The organism is Kosakonia sp. YIM B13571 (genome assembly GCF_042788095.1).
Classification (GTDB): Bacteria; Pseudomonadota; Gammaproteobacteria; order Enterobacterales; family Enterobacteriaceae; genus Kosakonia; species Kosakonia quasisacchari.
Map to the genome: position 1 here is coordinate 1009237 of NZ_JBHZPL010000001.1, position 19310 is coordinate 1028546.

Here is a 19310-nt window from a genome sequence, read left to right on the forward strand (position 1 = left end):
ACCTCTTCCCCCCCGACCGGGGAGGAAGGAATCAGGCGTTATTCCCAGAAATCCCGCGCCGGATCGAGCACCGGGCGGATAATTCCAGCGCGGATGGTGAAGTCGCCAAAACCTTCGCCCTCTTCACGCTCGTGCGCCCAGCGGGCTACCAGCTCGTCGATAGCGCCAAGGATTTCGGGTTCAGTAATGTTTTCGCGGTACATGCGCGGAATGCGTGTACCACTGCGATTACCACCGATATGCAAGTTATAGCGTCCCGGCGCTTTGCCGACCAGGCCGATTTCCGCCAGCATTGCGCGACCGCAGCCGTTCGGGCAGCCAGTCACACGCAGCACAATGTGGTCATCGCCCACACCGTGTTTTTCCATCACCGCTTCGACTTTATCGACGAACGAAGGCAGAAAACGCTCGGCTTCCGCCATCGCCAGCGGGCAGGTCGGGAACGACACGCAGGCCATGGAGTTTTCGCGCTGCGGTTTTACCGCGTCCATCAGACCGTGGCTGCGCGCCAGTTTTTCGATTTTCGCTTTCTGACTTTCCGGCACACCGGCGATGATCAGGTTCTGGTTGGCAGTAATGCGGAACTCGCCTTTATGGATCTTAGCAATTTCCAGCAGACCGGTTTTTAGCGGACGTCCTGGATAATCCAGAATGCGGCCGTTTTCAATAAACAGCGTCAGGTGCCATTTATTGTCGATGCCCTTCACCCAACCGATGCGATCGCCGCGACCGGTAAATTCGTACGGGCGGATCGGTTCAAATTTGATCCCGGCGCGGCGTTCAACTTCCGCTTTGAAAGTATCAACGCCAACGCGCTCCAGCGTGTATTTGGTTTTGGCATTTTTGCGATCGGTACGGTTGCCCCAGTCGCGCTGCGTCGTGACCACCGCTTCCGCGACGGCCAGTGTGTGCTCCAGCGGCAGATAACCGAATTCGCTCGCCGTGCGGGCGTACGTTTTCTTGTTGCCATGCTCGATCGACAGACCGCCGCCAACCAGCAGGTTAAAGCCCACCAGTTTGCCGTTTTCCGCAATCGCCACGAAGTTCATGTCGTTGGCGTGCAGATCGATATCGTTCTGCGGCGGAATAACCACCGTGGTTTTAAACTTGCGCGGCAAGTAAGTCTGGCCCAAGATCGGCTCTTCATCCGTGGTCGCCACTTTTTCCTGATCGAGCCAGATCTCCGCATACGCGCGAGTGCGCGGCAGCAGATGTTCAGAGATCTTTTTCGCCCATTCGTAGGCTTGTGCATGCAGTTCAGATTCGTACGGGTTCGAGGTACAGAGCACGTTACGGTTCATGTCGTTGGCGGTCGCCAGCGCGTCCAGCCCAACAGAGTGCAGCATCTGGTGCGCCGGTTTCACATTTTTCTTCAAAATGCCGTGAAACTGGAACGTCTGACGGTTGGTCAGGCGGATGCTGCCGTAAATGGTGTTGTCGTGGGCGAATTTATCAATCGCCTGCCACTGTTTGGTGGTGATAACGCCGCCCGGCAAACGGCAACGCAGCATCATCGCGTGGCGCGGCTCCAGCTTTTGCTCGGCACGCTCGGCGCGGATATCGCGATCGTCTTGCTGATACATGCCGTGAAAACGGATCAGCAGAAAGTTGTCGCCTTTGAAGCCGCCGGTCAGACCATCATGCAAATCTTCCGCAATGGTACCGCGCAGGTAGTTGCTTTCGCGTTTCATGCGTTCGGCGTCGGTCAGTTTGCCTTCGACCACCAGTGGGCCTGGGTGTTTTTCGCTCATTAGTAGACATCTCGCTGATAACGGCGCTCAACGCGCAGCTCACTTAAAAATTCATCCGCCGCTTCGGTGTCCATGCCACCAAATTCGGCAATCACATCCAGTAAAGCCTGCTCAACGTCTTTCGCCATGCGATTGGCGTCGCCGCAGACATAAATGTGCGCACCGTCGTTAATCCAGCGCCACAGTTCCGCGCCTTGCTCGCGCAGTTTGTCTTGTACGTAAACTTTTTCTTTTTGATCGCGGGACCAGGCCAAATCAATCCGGCTCAGCACGCCCTCTTTCACATAACGCTGCCATTCCACCTGGTAGAGGAAATCGTCGGTAAAGTGCGGGTTGCCAAAGAACAGCCAGTTTTTGCCTGGCGCTTCATCGGCGGCGCGTTGTTGCATAAAGGCGCGGAACGGTGCAATACCAGTGCCTGGCCCAATCATGATCACCGGCGTTTGCGGATTCGTTGGCAGGCGGAAATTATCGTTATGCTCGATAAATACGCGAACTTCGCCCTCTTCTTCTACGCGATCGGCGAGGAAGCTGGATGCTCCGCCCGCACGAGCGCGGCCTTCGACGTCATAACGCACCACGCCGACGGTGACATGCACTTCGCTCTCCACTTCTGCCTGCGAAGAGGCAATCGAGTAAAGGCGCGGCGTCAGCGGGCGTAGCAGGCCAATCAGCACGTCCGCATCCAGCTGTGCCGGAGAGAAACGCACCATGTCAACAATCGGCGTGGTCGCAGCGTAGTGCTGCAATTGCGCTTTATCGCCGACCAGCGGCAGGAGTGATTCACTGCGCGTCAGCGTGGCGTAGTTTTCCACGATATTGGCAGTGTTGACCGTCAATTCGTAATGCCATTGCAACGCTTCGGCGAGCGGCAGAGTTTTGCCATCCACCGTGACGGGTTCATCGCCTTTCAGCCACAGCAGCTCAACCAGCTCTTTGACCAACGCAGGATCGTTCTGATACCAGACGCCAAGCGCATCACCCGGCTGGTAACGCAGGCCGGAGTCGCCCAAATCAATTTCGATGTGACGCACATCTTTTTCTGAATCACGCCCGGTAATTTTCTGGTTAACCGACAGGCTTGCGCTGAGTGGCGCTTCTTTGGTGTACGGACTGGAGAAGATTTCATTCACTGCACCGCTGGCGGCAGCAACGGTTTGCGCCGGTGAGGCGGCTGGCGCGCGAGCTTTCAGCACCTCGACGACACGGGCGCGCCATTCTGCGGCGGCGGCCTGGTACTCCACATCCGCATCCACACGATCCAGCAGACGTTCAGCGCCCAGCTCCGCCAGTTTGCTGTCGAAGTCTTTCCCGGCCTGGCAGAAAAACTCATACGAGGTGTCGCCAAGGCCGAAGACCGCAAAGGCGGTGCCATTCAGTTTTGGCGCTTTCTTCGAGAACAGGAATTTATGCAGCGCAACGGCTTCTTCCGGCGCGTCCCCTTCGCCCTGCGTTGAGGCGACAACGATCAGCAGTTTCTCGTTCGCAATCTGTTTGAATTTGTAGTCGCCCGCGTTGACCAGCGTGACATTGAGTTTCGCGGCCAGCAAATCATCGCGCAGCGCTTCTGCCACGCGGCGGGCGTTACCGGTCTGCGAGGCGGAAATCAGCGTAATAGAAGACGCTTCGGCAACCGGCGTCGCAGCGACCGTCGAGCCGGCTGGCTGCTGATTCAGCACGCCCCAGAAATAACCGGAAACCCAGGCGAGCTGGTTCGGCGTTAAATCAGTGGTGGCCGCCTGGAGGCGCGCCAGTTGCTCCGGATTAAGCGGAAGCAACGCGGAAGGTGGGACCTGGGTCGTCATGCGTCGTATTGTTCCAGTAGCAATTCCCTTTCGTCTTTCGCGCAGCCTGTGAACGCGCCAACGCCGCGAAATCTATGTGGGATATAATTTTAAAAAAGTGAAGTGAAACTAAGGTTAACGGTGGGGATAATAACAATTAAAGAAAGGTTGGAAATAATAAATAACCAAAAGAACTAACCTGTTTTAGTTATAGTTGTTAACACTAAAACCGGTTGAATAACTTATTGAATTATATTGATAAAATGAATGCGTTGCTGTTCGGCTTCTGTCGTAACCGCTTTTAGTGATTTTAATTAATGCTAAAAAAGGTCATTTCCGCTACCATGCGGCGGTTTTTTGTAAGCCTGAGAGTTCATTATGTCGACCACGTTGTTTAAAGATTTCACTTTCGAAGCCGCTCATCACCTGCCGCATGTCCCGCAGGGGCACAAATGCGGTCGTCTGCATGGCCACTCGTTTATGGTGCGCCTGGAGATCACCGGCGAGGTGGATCCTTATACCGGCTGGATAATGGACTTCGCCGAGCTGAAAGCCGCGTTTAAGCCGCTTTACGAGCGCCTGGATCACTACTATTTGAATGAGATCCCTGGTCTGGAAAATCCCACCAGCGAAGTGCTGGCGCAATGGATTTGGGATCAGATGAAACCGGTGGTGCCGCTGCTGAGCGCGGTGATGGTAAAAGAGACCTGCACGGCGGGTTGCGTTTATCGCGGCGAATAAAATGCTTTCGTACCGTCAACCTGCGAGCCTACCAGGCATGCGGGTTGACGGCACATTTGCCCACGCACACGCCGGTGTATTTAACGCACCAGATAACCGCCATCGACGACTAATAAATGCCCATTAACAAAATCCGAGGCGCGGCTGGCGAGAAAAATTACCGCGCCCATTAAATCCTGCGTATCTCCCCAGCGCATAGCCGGCGTGTGATCAATTCCCCATTTATATTGCTTACGATCTTTGCGAATTATTTGCGTGATATCCGTGGAAAAATATCCCGGCGCAATACCGTTTACCTGAATATTAAATTGCGCTAATTCGTCACAATAGGCTTTTGTTAAACCAGCCAGCGCATGTTTTGTCGCGGAATAGGCAGGTGATCCCTGCTGACCTAAAAATGAACGCACGGAACAAATATTGATAATTTTACCGCGAAGATTTTTCGCCATCACTTTTGCAGCTTCATGACATAATTCAAAGGCGGCCGTTAAATTAACGCTAATCATCGGATCCCAATCGGCGCGATTAAACTCCCAGACATTATTCATTTTGCAGATGCCTGCATTATTCACCAGAATATCAACCGTACCGAAGCGCTCACAGCAGGCGCTGATTATCTTTTGCGGCGCCCCTTCGGCGGTAATATCAACTTCCATAAATTCAACATCTACGCCCTGCTGCTTAATGGCTTCTTCTGTTTCCCCGCCATCCGAGGTAATTGCGGGAATAAAAACATTTGCCCCTGCCTTTGCCAGCGCGACGGAAAAGGCCTGCCCTAATCCACTATTACCGCCAGTGACAATGGCGGTTTTGCCCTGTAAGGAGAAAAAGTCCAGCGAAAAATTATTAATTGACCTGATTGACATTGCGTGTTCCAAAATCCTTTTAGAAAAAAAGCAACGCCTCGTAATAATGAAGCGACCTTTTGCAATATTTAAATATCGTGATCGGACGTTTTCTAACACAAATAAATAAAATGACACTTGATAAAGGTCAAAGTTAAATTATCACGAGAATTCACTTCGGAATAATCACTTTCGATTTCCCTTTCTGGATTAAAAAACCCGCCAGCGGCGGGTTTCTATTAAGCAATATTGAGGTATTTGTGTGTCTGCATCGACAGCCGCCAGTTGCGGGCGATACAGGTTTCAATACACAAACGTGTCGCATCCTCTTTCTGGCTTATCGGCTGTAAGGCGATCACCCGCTGTTTATCATCGTGCAATTGAGCCAGCAGCTCGTCCAACGCTTCAATATCGCGCAGGCGACCAACAGGGTGCTTAATTTCATCGGCGCGTTCCAGCGCCTGCTGGAGTACATCATAGCCGCCGCGCATATTCACTTTCGGCGATACGGTGACCCAAGTGGCGTGCGACGTACGAACATCGTGCGTGCCGCTGGTTTCAATCTGACAGCTAAAGCCGTTGTGCTCCAGCAGCGTGGTCAGCGGGGTGAGCTCGTGAATACAGGGTTCACCGCCGGTGATGACCACATGGCGCGCTGTCCAGCCCTGACGCTGGATAATGGCGAGCAGATCTTCGCTGCTTGCCGCGCCCCATTTGTCGCTCTCTTTGGTCTTCGCGAGAATGCTGTACAGCGAAACCTCCCGATCCTCGAGCTTATCCCAGGTGTGTTTGGTATCGCACCAGGCGCAACCCACCGGGCATCCCTGTAAACGAATAAAAATGGCGGGAACGCCGGTGAAGTAACCCTCGCCTTGCAGGGTCTGGAACATCTCGTTAATCGGGTACTGCATCGTCGCTCTTATTACCAGGGAAAAACGCCATTATTGCAGATAACCCTCAAGGGATCATGTGCCATTTGCGCCGCGCACGGCGGCTCTTTAAACCGCTGATAATGAAAACTATCAGTTATGGCAAATTGTCATTACCCGCTATCAGCCGCTATCCTATGACGGTTCTTTCCCAGATTTTGCCTCGCAAGGATGATGTAAATGGCGCGCATATTGGCACTGCTGCTGGTGCTGAGTTTTACCCTTCCGGCGCTGGCTGTGCCTGTTCCACCGATGAATGGCGTGGTTAACGATGCCGAAAATCAGTTAAGCCTTTGGCAGCGTAAAGCGCTAACCCAGCAGGTAAGCGACCTGAATGCCCGCACGGGTACGCAAACCGCCGTATTGCTGGTACCAACGACAAATGGTGAAACTATTGAGCAGTTCGCCAACGCGGTGTTTCACCGTTGGCAGCTTGGTGATGCCCAGCGTAATGACGGCGTATTGCTGCTGGTCGCCTGGCAGGACCGGAAAGTGCGTATCGAGGTGGGAACTGGCCTTGAGGATATGCTAACCAGCGCACTGGCAAAGCAAATTATTGATGAATACATGATTCCAGCCTTCAGACAGGATGACCTGAATACCGGAATTGTGCGCGGCGTTGAGGGGATCACCACCGTGCTTGCCAGCCAACCACTGCCCAAAGCGCAGTCCCCTTCGTTTTTTCAGCAAATGGCAGCTTGGTTTTCTCTGTGGAAGAGTTTGATTGTGTTGGCGGTGGTCATCGTTGCCCTGACGGTTAAGGGTAACATCCGCACACTAGCTGGACTGTTTCTTATCGCCTGCCCTCTGGCCGTGATTTTGTTCGCGTTCAGTGAACAAAACCCTTTGCTACTGCCTTTTACGATATTCTGCGCCGCCGTGCCCATTTTTATTTTGCTGATGATTTTGTGTGTATGGTTGATTTACCCGCAACGGCTTACCGCCGCAGGCCGGCAAAAATATCGTGAGAGCAGGCAACTGAGTCAGTTTCGCGGAGGCGAGGCCAGCACCGACACAACCCATTACACCAGCAGCGAGAGTTCCAGCCATAGCAGTAGCGACAGTTCCAGCGGTGGCGGCGGTTCGAGTGACGGCGGCGGTTCTTCGGGAAATTGGTAAGCCGTAAAATCGCAAAAGAAATGATGTAACAAGATATTATTTATTTTATATTTTGAATTATATTTATTGATAATTAGCAGGCTAATAAAATAAAAACAATCCATTAAAAATCATTGAGATAAATATTTTACGAAACGTGACGGAATCTTTTTATTTTATTGGTTGTCGTAGACAAATCCCCTGCGCTTTATTCCTTAAAACCAGCTTAAGAAACCCCAATTTTGTACTTCATTTTATTGATATGGCGTTTAGCTTTCTGTGCCTACAATCCGCCAGAACAACCATGATGAGAAAGCGTTGATGAATACATTATTGATTACGGGTGTCACTGGGTTTCTTGGCGGGGCGGTATTAGAAAAAGTTCTTAACGACAATGTACCGATGAATTTATTGTTGCTGGTTCGGGCCGAAGATAGCGAAGCCGGGCTTGCGCGCGTTAAAAGTAATATGCGCAAATTCAACCTCGGTGAAGAGGTACTGAACTCGCTTTCAACGTCGCAGATCCTGCTCGGCGATTTGGGCGAGCCAGAGGGTTTTATTGCCGATCCGCGCCTGGAAAAGGTAACCCACGTGCTGAACTGCGCGGCGGTGGCCTCTTTTGGTAATAATCCGCTGGTCTGGAAAGTCAACGTGGAAGGCACGCTGGCCTTTGCACGCCGGATGTCACAAGTTGCCGGGTTACAGCGTTTTCTACACGTTGGTACCGCGATGTCTTGTACCCCGGAGCCGGATTCATTGGTACCGGAAAGCAGCGAGTTTCGCGAGAATGCCGAGCACCTGGTGACCTATACGCACTCCAAATCCACTATCGAACAACTGATGCGCAAAGAGTGCCCACAGTTGCCGCTGGTTATTGCACGTCCATCTATTGTCGTCGGCCACACCAGCCACGGCTGCACCCCGTCTACCAGCATCTTCTGGGTGTTCAGCATGGGGCTGATGTTGCAAAAATTTATGTGTTCACTGGAAGATCGCGTTGATGTGATCCCGGTGGATTACTGCGCCGACGCGCTGCTAATGCTGCTTAGCGGACAGATTGCTCAGGGTGAAGTGGTGCATATTTCCGCCGGTGAAGAGAATAGCGTACGCTTTGCCGATATCGACCGGGCAATGGCGCAGGCGCTGGAAAAAGCGCCGGTTGGCGATAAATACGCGCAGGTTAGCTATGAAACGCTGGTAAAAATGCGCCGCGAGCTGAAGGATATTTTCGGGCCGTGCAATGAGCGCCTGATGTTGAAAGCGATGCGTCTTTACGGTGCGTTTGCCACACTTAATGTGCGTTTCAGCAATGATAAGCTGCTCAGCATGGGGATGCCGAAGCCGCCGCGCTTTACCGACTATATCGCCCGCTGCGTACAGACAACACGCGGACTGACGATTCCGCAACAGATGGAAGTCGATTTTAAATAGTCGAAAAATAACCAAAAAAAATGCCAGTCAACTGACTGGCATTTTTATTTGATCAACGCTTAGCGATTACGCCTGGCCTTTGATCTCTTTACGACCGTTGAACGGTGCTTGTTCACCCAGCGCTTCTTCAATACGAATCAGCTGGTTGTATTTAGCAACGCGGTCAGAACGGCTCATAGAACCGGTTTTGATCTGGCCTGCAGCGGTACCAACAGCCAGGTCAGCGATGGTGGCGTCTTCAGTTTCGCCAGAACGGTGAGAGATGACAGCGGTGTAGCCAGCGTCTTTCGCCATTTTGATCGCAGCCAGAGTTTCGGTCAGAGAACCGATCTGGTTGAATTTGATCAGGATGGAGTTAACGATGCCTTTTTCGATGCCTTCTTTCAGGATCTTGGTGTTGGTTACGAACAGGTCGTCGCCCACCAGCTGGATTTTGTCGCCCAGCACTTTGGTCTGGTATGCAAAGCCATCCCAGTCAGATTCGTCCAGGCCATCTTCGATGGAAACGATCGGATACTGTTTGGTCAGATCTTCCAGGAAGTGAGTGAACTCTTCAGAGGTGAACGCTTTGTTGCCTTCGCCAGCCAGAACGTATTTACCGTCTTTGTAGAACTCAGATGCTGCGCAGTCCATCGCCAGAGTGATGTCTTTGCCCAGCTCGTAGCCCGCAGCTTTAACCGCTTCAGCGATAACAGCCAGTGCTTCTGCGTTGGAACCCAGGTTCGGCGCGTAGCCACCTTCGTCACCCACAGCAGTGTTCATGCCTTTGGATTTCAGAACTTTCGCCAGGTTATGGAACACTTCTGAACCCATACGTACAGCTTCTTTCAGGGTTTTCGCGCCAACCGGCTGAATCATGAATTCCTGAATGTCGACGTTGTTGTCAGCGTGCTCGCCACCGTTGATGATGTTCATCATCGGAACCGGCATAGAGTATTTGCCCGGGGTACCGTTCAGTTCAGCGATGTGTGCATACAGCGGCAGGCCTTTAGAGGCAGCAGCAGCTTTAGCAGCAGCCAGAGAAACAGCCAGGATTGCGTTCGCGCCGAAGTTGGATTTGTTTTCGGTGCCATCGAGATCGATCATGATCTTGTCGATGCCAGCCTGGTCTTTGGCGTCTTTACCCAGGATTGCCTGAGCGATCGGGCCGTTAACCGCGCCAACCGCTTTCAGTACGCCTTTACCCATGAAACGGGATTTGTCGCCATCGCGCAGTTCCAGCGCTTCGCGGGAACCAGTGGAAGCACCTGACGGCGCAGCAGCCAGACCTACGAAACCACCTTCCAGGTGTACTTCGGCTTCAACAGTCGGGTTACCACGGGAGTCGATGATTTCACGACCGATGACTTTAACGATTTTGGACATTAGGTTTTCCTCAGTACAAGTTAAACTAAAACTCCAGACAAACAACGCGTACCGATGGTACGCGTTGCTGTTGTAACTTTTTTACTTCGCCTGGCGCTTCTGATATTCGCTGGCGGCTTTCACAAAACCGGCAAACAGCGGATGTCCATCACGCGGCGTAGAAGTAAATTCCGGGTGGAACTGACAAGCGACGAACCAGGGATGATTCGGCACCTCGATGATCTCGACCAACTGATCATCCCCGGAGCGGCCCGCAACACGCAGACCCGCAGCTTCGATTTGTTTCAACAGCATGTTGTTGACTTCGTAACGATGGCGATGGCGTTCAATAATGGTTGGTGTGCCATACAGTTGGCGAACCAGACTGTCATCACCAAGCTGGCACTGCTGTGCGCCGAGGCGCATAGTGCCACCGAGATCGCTCTTCTCCGAACGCTGCTCGACATTGCCTTCTTCGTCACGCCATTCGGTAATAAGCGCCACAACCGGGTATTTACAGTCTGGCACAAATTCCGTGGAGTTGGCGTTCTCCATCCCAACCACATTACGTGCGAACTCAATCAACGCAACCTGCATACCCAGGCAAATTCCCAGGTAAGGAATATTGTTTTCACGCGCGTAGCGCGCGGTGGCGATCTTGCCTTCCACACCGCGGTAGCCGAAGCCGCCAGGGATAAGAATGGCATCGAGACCTTTCAGGATCTCTACGCCGCGCGTTTCAACATCCTGCGAGTCAATCAGCTTGATGTTAACGGTTACGCGGTTTTTCAGGCCACCGTGTTTCAGTGCTTCAATAACCGATTTGTATGCGTCCGGAAGTTCAATGTACTTACCGACCATACCAATGGTGACTTCGCCTGACGGATTCGCTTCTTCGTAAATCACCTGTTCCCATTCGGCCAGGTTTGCTTCCGGACAGTTCAAGCTGAATCGTTTACAAATATAATCGTCCAGCCCCTGAGATTTCAACAGGCCCGGGATTTTATAAATAGAATCGACGTCTTTCAGAGAAATCACAGCTTTTTCTGGAACGTTACAGAACAAAGCAATTTTCGCACGTTCATTAGCAGGAACCGCGCGATCGGAACGACAAATCAGAATATCTGGCTGAATACCGATGGAGAGCAGCTCTTTCACAGAGTGCTGCGTAGGTTTGGTTTTCACTTCACCCGAAGCTGCCATATAAGGCACCAGCGTCAGGTGCATGTAGAGAGTGCGCTCACGGCCCACTTCTACCGCCATCTGACGGATAGCTTCAAGGAACGGCAGGGATTCGATATCACCAACGGTACCACCGATTTCCACCAGCGCAACGTCATGGCCTTCGCCACCGGCAATAATGCGTTCTTTAATCGCGTTGGTGATGTGTGGAATAACCTGTACGGTTGCGCCCAGATAGTCGCCGCGACGCTCTTTACGCAGAACTTCGGAGTAGATTCGACCAGTGGTGAAGTTGTTGCGACGGGTCATTTTAGTGCGAATAAAACGCTCGTAGTGACCCAAATCCAGATCGGTTTCAGCGCCGTCTTCGGTAACGAACACTTCACCATGCTGGATTGGACTCATTGTCCCTGGATCGACGTTGATGTACGGATCCAATTTCATCATGGTGACGTTGAGGCCACGGGCTTCAAGAATAGCTGCCAGGGAGGCTGCGGCAATGCCTTTACCCAGAGAGGATACGACCCCGCCGGTCACAAAAATATAGTTCGTTGTCATGCTGAACCTGAGAAGTTAGGTTTAAAAGACGATGGAATAACCAGGACGGGAAAGCAGTATACCCGATGATGGCTTACGCCACAAACTTTCATTGCCCCTCTCCTCTGTTCTTCAGGCCGCATCTGCATTGGCTTCTTGCACTCACCTCAGACTTGTTGTGTTTTGCAGCGTCTGAAGATTCGCTCGGTTGCCGCCTTGCTGCGACCCGAATTACTCGAAGAGGCGATTCTCAAGGCATTTCAACAAACTTAAGGAGTGTGAAAATAGCCACTTTTGGGTAAATGTTTTTGACGTAAATCAAGCGCTTGTTATTTAAAAAATCACACAAATCGCGCTTACTAGAACAAATGCTTTAAAGATCATGTTCCTGGCGTTTTACCAGTTGCCAGACATTTTCCATTGTTTCCAGATCTACACCTGTCATTTCCAGACCGCGTTCGCGCACAATGCGCTCAACTTCGCGGAAACGCCGCTCAAATTTAAGGTTGGCTTTTTGCAGCGCCACTTCTGCCTTGACGCCAAGATGGCGCGAAAGGTTGACGGTGGCAAACAGTAAATCGCCGACCTCTTCTTCCAGTTTCGCTTCGTCTACCACCGCTTGTTTGGCTTCATCCATGACTTCGTCGATCTCTTCATACACTTTGTCGAGCACCGGGCCGAGCGAAGTCCAGTCAAAGCCAACGGTCGAGCAGCGTTTCTGAATTTTGTGCGCACGCATCAGCGCAGGCAGACTGTGGGGAATATCGTCCAGCGCTGAATGCTGAGATTTTTCCGCGCGCTCTTCGCTTTTAATTTGCTCCCACCGCAACAGCACTTCCGTGCTGTTTCCCGCGTGTGCGTCACCGAAAATGTGCGGATGGCGGCGCTCCAGCTTGTCGCTGATGGCAGTGCAAATATCGTTGAAATCGAAACGCCCCTCTTCCTGGGCCATCTGCGCATAAAAAACTACCTGGAACAGCAGGTCACCCAGCTCGCCGCGTAAGTCGTCGAAATCTTCCCGCGAGATAGCATCCAGCACTTCGTACGTCTCTTCCAGCGTGTAGGGCGCAATGGTGGCGTAAGTCTGCTCTTTGTCCCATGGGCAGCCGGTTTCCGGGTCACGCAGACGTTGCATAATCCCGAGCAGACGATCGATTTGAGTCATGAGAAATCCCTGATAATAAGTGTTGAGCCTCGCCCAACAAAGGCGAGGCTCGAGTGAAGAGAAAATCAGCTACCGTGCAGGCGGCGAGCGTCGATAACGTCCGGCACCTGGTTGAGTTTGCCAAGCACGCGGCCCAGCACTTGCAGGTTGTAGATTTCGATATTCATATCAATGGTGGCCAGTTGTTCTTTGGTGTCGCTGCGACTGGCGACGCCGAGCACGTTCACCTTCTCATTGGCGAGAATCGTGGTGATGTCGCGCAACAGACCGCTACGGTCGTTCGCGGTAACGCGCACCACCAGCGAGTAACCCGCCGAATAACTTTCTCCCCAGACAGCATCAACGATACGTTCCGGTGCCACGTTACGCAGCTCTTCCAGCTGATCGCAATCGGCGCGGTGAATAGAGATCCCACGCCCCTGAGTGATAAAACCGACGATTTCATCGCCCGGGATCGGCTGGCAGCACCGCGCGATATGGTGCATCAGATTACCTACGCCTTCGACAACGACGCGGCCGTTGTCTTTGCTGCGGCTTTGCGGCGTGTACGTTTTCTGTTGCAGCTGCTTCAGCGCGGCGGCGTCCTGCTCCTCTGCGCTCGGTTTGTTGAACTGCGATTGCAGGAAATTCACCATTTGATTGAGACGGATATCTCCGCCGCCAATCGCCGCCAGCAACTCGTCCAGCTCGTTAAAGTTGTAGCGCGGCAGCAGGAATTTTTCCGCCTCTTTCAGGCTAATACCAAGATGCGCCAGTTCATCATCGAGGATCTGACGCCCCGCAAGAATGTTTTTGTCACGATCCTGTTTACGGAACCAGGCGTGGATCTTCGAGCGTCCACGGCTGGTGGTAACATAACCCAGGTTCGGGTTCAGCCAGTCGCGGCTTGGGTTCGGTTGCTTCTGGGTGATAATTTCGATCTGATCGCCCATCTGCAACTGGTAGGTGAACGGCACGATGCGTCCGCCAATCTTCGCGCCGATGCAACGATGTCCGACATCGCTGTGAATATGGTAGGCAAAGTCCAGCGGCGTCGAGCCAGCGGGCAAGTCCACCACATCGCCTTTCGGAGTAAAGACATACACGCGGTCATCGAACACCTGGCTGCGAACTTCGTCGAGCATCTCGCCGGAATCGGCCATCTCTTCCTGCCAGGCGATCAGTTTACGCAGCCATGCGATGCGATCTTCGTGCGCCGAACGCGGGCTGCCAACGGTCGCGGTACCCTCTTTGTACTTCCAGTGAGCGGCGACGCCAAGCTCTGCATCTTCATGCATCTGGCGGGTACGAATCTGGATTTCAACGGTTTTCCCGCCTGGTCCAAGCACCACTGTATGGATAGACTGGTAACCGTTCGGCTTTGGGTTTGCGACGTAGTCATCAAACTCATCCGGCAGATGGCGGTAATGGGTGTGCACGATCCCCAGCGCAGCGTAACAGTCCTGCAAACGCTCGGCGACAATACGCACGGCGCGCACATCAAACAGCTCGTCAAAGGCGAGATGCTTTTTCTGCATTTTGCGCCAGATGCTGTAGATGTGTTTCGGGCGACCATATACTTCGGCCTTCACCCCTTCGGTTTTCATCTCCGAACGTAAATGGCCAACAAATTCGTCGATATAATGTTCGCGATCGATGCGACGTTCGTGCAGCAGCTTAGCGATGCGTTTGTACTCCGCCGGGTGCAGGTAACGGAAGCAATAATCTTCAAGTTCCCATTTGAGCTGCCCGATGCCCAGCCGGTTCGCCAGCGGCGCATAGATATTGGTACACTCTTTCGCCGCCAGCACGCGCTCATCTTCCGGCGCATCTTTCACTTCACGCAGGTGGGCAATACGCTCCGCCAGCTTGATAACCACGCAGCGAAAATCATCCACCATCGCCAGCAGCATACGACGAACGTTATCGACTTGTTCGGAGGAGACGGAATCCGTATGGGTGGCTTTCAACTGGCGGATAGCCGCCATATCGCGCACGCCATGAATCAGGTTGACGACCGACGTGCCGACGCTTTCGCGCAGCACCTCTTCGCTGACCACTTCTGCATCCGCCAGTGGGAACAGTAGCGCCGCGCGCAGCGTGTCGGTATCCATGCTCAGCATGGAGAGGATTTCCACCATCTCCACGCCGCGCCACAGCAGTAATTCCGCGTTCGGATGTCCCTGTGTTTGTCGCAGACAATATGCCCAGGTTTCGGTTAAGCGTTCACACGACGGCTGACTGGTGATCCCCAGACTCGCGATCCATTTGGCCGGATCGAATTCACCCGCTTTGTTCAAATGCGCACTGCGTACCGCAACCATTGTCCTCTCCTTTCAGGGACCGGGCCTGTCGAACTCGACAAGCCGAAATTAATCATTTGTGATTCACAAACAACACCATCGATTCCAGGTGACCAGTGTGCGGGAACATGTCCAGCATCGCCAGCCGCTGGATCTGGTAACCCGCATCCAATAGCGCTTCACTGTCGCGGGCAAGCGTGGCGGGGTTACAGGAAACGTACACCACTCTGCCCGGCGATAATTTTATAATATGTTGCATCACCCCGGCAGCGCCTGCACGTGCCGGGTCGAGTAAAATTTTGTCAAACCCACGGCTCGCCCAGGGCTGTTTCGTGACATCTTCCTCCAGATTTTCATGAAAGAATGTCACATTCTGCAAGCCATTCTGTTGCGCGTTATCCTGCGCTTTCGCCACCAATTCGGCGACGCCCTCCACGCCGACCACGCTGGCCGCACGTTTTGCCAGCGGTAGTGTGAAATTGCCCATGCCGCAGAACAGATCCAGCACCCGGTCGCTGGGCTGTACATCAAGCCACTCCAGTGCGCGCGCCACCATCTGCTGGTTCACACCATCGTTAACCTGAATAAAATCCCGCGGGCTGAACGTTAAGCGTAGCCCGTCAGAGCTGTACCAGGGAGATTCTCCGCTAACCTGTTCTAGTATCTCGCTTTGTGGCGCGAGATACAGAGAGAGTTCCTGAGAATGCGAAAACTGTTCCAGTTTTTCTCTGTCTGTTGCACTTAATGCCGCGGTATGACGCAAAACCATTAATGGGCCATTATCGGCTTCCACCAACTCAACATGTCCAAGCTGACGCACGCCCTGTAACCCACTCAGACATTCATGTAGCGGCGCAAGTAATGCCTCAAGACGGGGCACCAACACCGGGCAACGCGTGACATTAATAATGTCGCTGCCGCCCGCTTTGCGAAACCCCATCTCCAGGCATTGGCCTTTGGGCTGCCAGCTCAGGCTGAGCCGCGCGCGGCGGCGATACCCCCAGGGTTCGCTGGCGATCACTTCATCAACATCCTGCTTCATCAAACGCGCCAGCGCCGCGCTTTTGCTGCGCTGTTGCAGGGCAACACTGGCATGCTGTTGCTGGCAACCACCGCAGACGCCAAAATGCGGACACCGCGGCGTAACGCGCTCGTCGCTATCATTAAGGCGGCGTTTCACCTCACCGCGCGAAAACTGTCGCTTATCCTCTTTCAGCACAATGTCCGCCGTTTCGCCGGGTAAAAGCCCTGGGATGAACAGCGCTTTCCCATGATGGCGCGCAACCCCCTGCCCAAAGGGATCAAGGTCAGTTACTGTTACGGTTACTTTCTGACTAGTCGTCACACGTCGTTTTGCAGAGTAGAATTGCGCCATTGCAGGGATTTATCTCATTTACAGATTAATGGCCTAATTCTCCCATAACGGAACTCCATGACCAACTACAGCTTGCGCGCACGCATGATGATTCTGATTCTGGCGCCCACCGTGCTTATCGGTGTGTTGCTCAGCATCTTCTTTGTCGTTCATCGCTATAACGATTTGCAGCGTCAACTGGAAGACGCCGGTGCCAGTATCATTGAGCCGCTGGCGGTCTCCAGCGAATACAGCATGACGTTGCAGGACAAAGACGCGATTGGCCAACTGGTGAGCGTGTTGCATCGCCGCCATTCCGATATTGTGCGGGCAATTTCCATTTACGATGGGCAGAATAACGTATTCGTTTCCTCTAATTTTCAACTTGATGGCGACGATCTCCGGCTGGCGGAAGGGCAACCTTTTCCGCGCAAGCTTAGCGTCTCCCGGCGCGGCGATGTGATGGTGCTGCGCACGCCAATCCTCTCTGAAGGCTATACGCAAACCAACACGGCGCTACCGGCGGATAAAATCACCGGCAACATGCTCGGTTATGTGGCGCTGGAGCTGGATCTCAAATCGGTACGTTTGCAGCAGTACAAAGAGATTTTTATCTCCAGTCTGATGATTTTGTTCTGTATTGGCATTGCGCTGATTTTCGGCTGGCGCTTAATGCGCGATGTAACCAGCCCGATTCGTAATATGGTGAACACCGTGGACCGTATTCGTCGCGGGCAGCTCGACAGTCGCGTCGAAGGCTTTATGCTCGGCGAGCTGGATATGCTGAAAAACGGCATCAACTCGATGGCAATGTCGCTGGCGGCTTACCATGAAGAGATGCAGCACAATATTGACCAGTCCACTTCCGACCTGCGCGAAACGCTGGAGCAGATGGAGATCCAGAACGTCGAGCTGGATCTGGCGAAAAAACGCGCCCAGGAAGCGGCGCGTATCAAATCTGAGTTTCTCGCCAATATGTCCCATGAGCTGCGCACGCCGCTGAACGGGGTGATTGGCTTTACCCGACTGACGCTGAAATCTGAGCTCAATCCCACGCAACGCGATCACCTGCTGACTATCGAACGTTCGGCAAATAACCTGCTGGCAATCATTAACGACGTGCTGGATTTCTCCAAGCTGGAGGCGGGCAAGTTAATTCTGGAAAGCATTCCGTTCCCGCTGCGTAATACGCTTGATGAAGTGGTTATCCTGCTGGCGCATTCGGCTCACGACAAAGGTCTGGAGCTGACGCTGAATATCAAAAACGATGTGCCGGATAACGTGATTGGCGACCCGCTGCGTCTGCAACAGGTGATCACCAATCTCGTCGGTAACGCCATCAAGTTTACCGAACATGGCAATATCGACATTGTGGTTGAGAAGCGCGCCATCAGTAACAATAAAGTGCAAGTTGAGATGCAGATCCGCGATACGGGCATCGGCATCCCCGAGCGCGATCAGTCGCGGCTGTTCCAGGCATTTCGCCAGGCCGACGCCAGTATCTCTCGCCGCCACGGCGGTACCGGGTTGGGGCTGGTGATCACTCAAAGGCTGGTCAATGAAATGGGCGGCGATATCTCCTTCCATAGCCAGCCAAATCGCGGCTCCACCTTCTGGTTCCACATTAATCTCGATCTCAATCCAAACGCTATCAGCGAAGTGCCCGCCACTGGCTGCCTGGCGGGCAAACGCCTTGCCTATGTCGAGCCCAATGCGACTGCCGCACAAAGTACGCTGGACGTGTTGCACGAAACACCGCTGGAGGTCATTTACAGCCCGTCGTTCTCGGCGCTGCCACAGGCGCATTACGACATTCTGCTGATGGCTATTCCGGTGACGGTGCGTGAGCCGCTCAACATGCAGCACGACCGCCTCGCGCGGGCCGCCGCAATGACCGACTACCTGCTGTTAGCGCTGCCCTGTCACGCTCAAGTGAACGCCGAAGAGTTGAAACAAGACGGCGCGGCGGCCTGCCTGCTAAAACCGCTGACCACGACCCGTCTGCTGCCCGCACTCACGGAATATTGCCGTGCGACTCGCATCACGCAGACTCAGCCAGTGGGTGAAACAAAACTGCCGATGACGGTCATGGCGGTGGACGATAACCCGGCCAACCTGAAGCTCATCGGCGCACTGCTGGAAGATCAGGTGCAACATGTCGAGCTGTGCGAAAGCGGTATACAGGCCATCGAGCGAGCCCGACAACTACAGTTCGATCTGATCCTGATGGATATTCAGATGCCGGACATGGATGGCATTCGCGCCTGCGAGCTGATTCGCCAGTTACCGCACCAGCAGCAAACGCCAGTAATTGCCGTTACTGCTCACGCGATGGCCGGGCAAAAAGAGAAACTGCTCAGCGCCGGGATGAACGATTATCTGGCGAAGCCTATCGAAGAGGATAAGTTGCGCAGCCTGCTGCGGCGCTATAAACCCGGCCAAAATATCGGCAGTTGGCTGATACCGCCGGAACAGGCGGCGACACCCGCGAACATCGTGGTTGACGCCGACACCACGCTCGACTGGCAACTGGCGCTGCGCCAGGCGGCCGGGAAAACGGATCTGGCGCGCGAAATGCTGCATATGCTGGTCGAGTTTCTGCCGGAGATCCGCAATATGGTGGAAGAACAGTTGGTTGGCGAAGCACCACAAGGGCTTTCTGAAGGGATCCATAAGTTGCACGGCAGTTGCGGTTATAGCGGCGTACCGCGGCTGAAAAACCTCTGCCAGTTGATTGAGCAGCAGTTACGCAGTGGCGTTGCGGCCGAAGAGCTGGAGCCGGAGTTCCTGGAACTGCTCGATGAGATGGATAACGTCACGCGCGAAGCCCATAAATTGCTGGGGTAGCCAGGCGCATGACTGTCGGT

General features: G+C 53.5%; 13 protein-coding genes. 4 read left to right on the top strand and 9 right to left on the bottom strand.

Translation table 11 applies throughout. From position 1 onward, the window contains the following. Window positions 1–38 precede the first annotated feature (38 nt). Both cysI and cysJ read right to left on the bottom strand, forming a co-directional pair. Window positions 39–1751: an assimilatory sulfite reductase (NADPH) hemoprotein subunit gene (gene cysI / locus ACFX4O_RS04895; RefSeq protein WP_380207585.1), complete on the bottom strand. Its 1713-nt coding sequence runs from the start codon at window positions 1749–1751 to the stop codon at window positions 39–41. Further along, entirely contained in the window at window positions 1751–3556 is a 1806-nt protein-coding gene (gene cysJ, locus ACFX4O_RS04900; protein WP_380207586.1) for an NADPH-dependent assimilatory sulfite reductase flavoprotein subunit, read from the bottom strand. The genes cysI and cysJ overlap by 1 nt, the downstream gene beginning before the upstream one ends. 357 nt (window positions 3557–3913) lie before the next feature. Here cysJ and queD point away from each other — a divergent pair, with 357 nt between their 5' ends. Further along, window positions 3914–4276: a 6-carboxytetrahydropterin synthase QueD gene (gene queD, locus ACFX4O_RS04905; RefSeq protein WP_380207587.1), complete on the top strand. Its 363-nt coding sequence runs from the start codon at window positions 3914–3916 to the stop codon at window positions 4274–4276. Between the two features lie 80 nt (window positions 4277–4356). Here queD and ACFX4O_RS04910 read toward each other — a convergent pair whose 3' ends face one another. Both ACFX4O_RS04910 and queE read right to left on the bottom strand, forming a co-directional pair. Then, window positions 4357–5142 carry an SDR family oxidoreductase gene (locus tag ACFX4O_RS04910; protein ID WP_131410131.1) on the bottom strand — a complete coding sequence of 262 codons (786 nt, stop codon included), beginning with the start codon at window positions 5140–5142 and terminating at the stop codon, window positions 4357–4359. A 218-nt stretch (window positions 5143–5360) separates the two neighbouring features. Continuing rightward, window positions 5361–6032: a 7-carboxy-7-deazaguanine synthase QueE gene (gene queE / locus ACFX4O_RS04915; protein ID WP_380207588.1), complete on the bottom strand. Its 672-nt coding sequence runs from the start codon at window positions 6030–6032 to the stop codon at window positions 5361–5363. 198 nt (window positions 6033–6230) lie between these two features. Here queE and ACFX4O_RS04920 point away from each other — a divergent pair, with 198 nt between their 5' ends. Continuing rightward, the gene (locus tag ACFX4O_RS04920; protein WP_380207589.1) at window positions 6231–7169 is read left to right on the top strand and encodes a TPM domain-containing protein; all 939 of its coding nucleotides are present in this window, start codon (window positions 6231–6233) and stop codon (window positions 7167–7169) included. A gap of 300 nt (window positions 7170–7469) precedes the next feature. Further along, on the top strand, window positions 7470–8579 hold the full coding sequence (locus tag ACFX4O_RS04925) for an SDR family oxidoreductase (RefSeq protein ID WP_380207590.1): 1110 nt from the start codon (window positions 7470–7472) through the stop codon (window positions 8577–8579). Between the two features lie 66 nt (window positions 8580–8645). On the opposite strand, the gene eno is transcribed toward ACFX4O_RS04925, so the two are convergent. The 5 genes from eno to rlmD form a co-directional block, all read right to left on the bottom strand. After that, on the bottom strand, window positions 8646–9944 hold the full coding sequence (eno, locus tag ACFX4O_RS04930; RefSeq protein ID WP_131409852.1) for a phosphopyruvate hydratase: 1299 nt from the start codon (window positions 9942–9944) through the stop codon (window positions 8646–8648). A gap of 81 nt (window positions 9945–10025) precedes the next feature. Beyond that, on the bottom strand, window positions 10026–11663 hold the full coding sequence (pyrG, locus tag ACFX4O_RS04935; protein WP_131409850.1) for a glutamine hydrolyzing CTP synthase: 1638 nt from the start codon (window positions 11661–11663) through the stop codon (window positions 10026–10028). Between the two features lie 352 nt (window positions 11664–12015). Beyond that, complete coding sequence (mazG, locus tag ACFX4O_RS04940) at window positions 12016–12807, bottom strand: nucleoside triphosphate pyrophosphohydrolase (protein WP_380207591.1); 792 nt, start codon at window positions 12805–12807, stop codon at window positions 12016–12018. Between the two features lie 65 nt (window positions 12808–12872). After that, window positions 12873–15110, bottom strand: coding sequence for a GTP diphosphokinase (relA, locus tag ACFX4O_RS04945; protein WP_131409846.1), 2238 nt, complete (start codon window positions 15108–15110; stop codon window positions 12873–12875). 52 nt (window positions 15111–15162) lie between these two features. Further along, complete coding sequence (gene rlmD / locus ACFX4O_RS04950) at window positions 15163–16464, bottom strand: 23S rRNA (uracil(1939)-C(5))-methyltransferase RlmD (protein ID WP_380207592.1); 1302 nt, start codon at window positions 16462–16464, stop codon at window positions 15163–15165. A 57-nt stretch (window positions 16465–16521) separates the two neighbouring features. On the opposite strand from rlmD, the gene barA reads away from it, so the two are divergent. Beyond that, complete coding sequence (gene barA, locus ACFX4O_RS04955; RefSeq protein WP_380207593.1) at window positions 16522–19290, top strand: two-component sensor histidine kinase BarA; 2769 nt, start codon at window positions 16522–16524, stop codon at window positions 19288–19290. Window positions 19291–19310 lie beyond the last annotated feature (20 nt).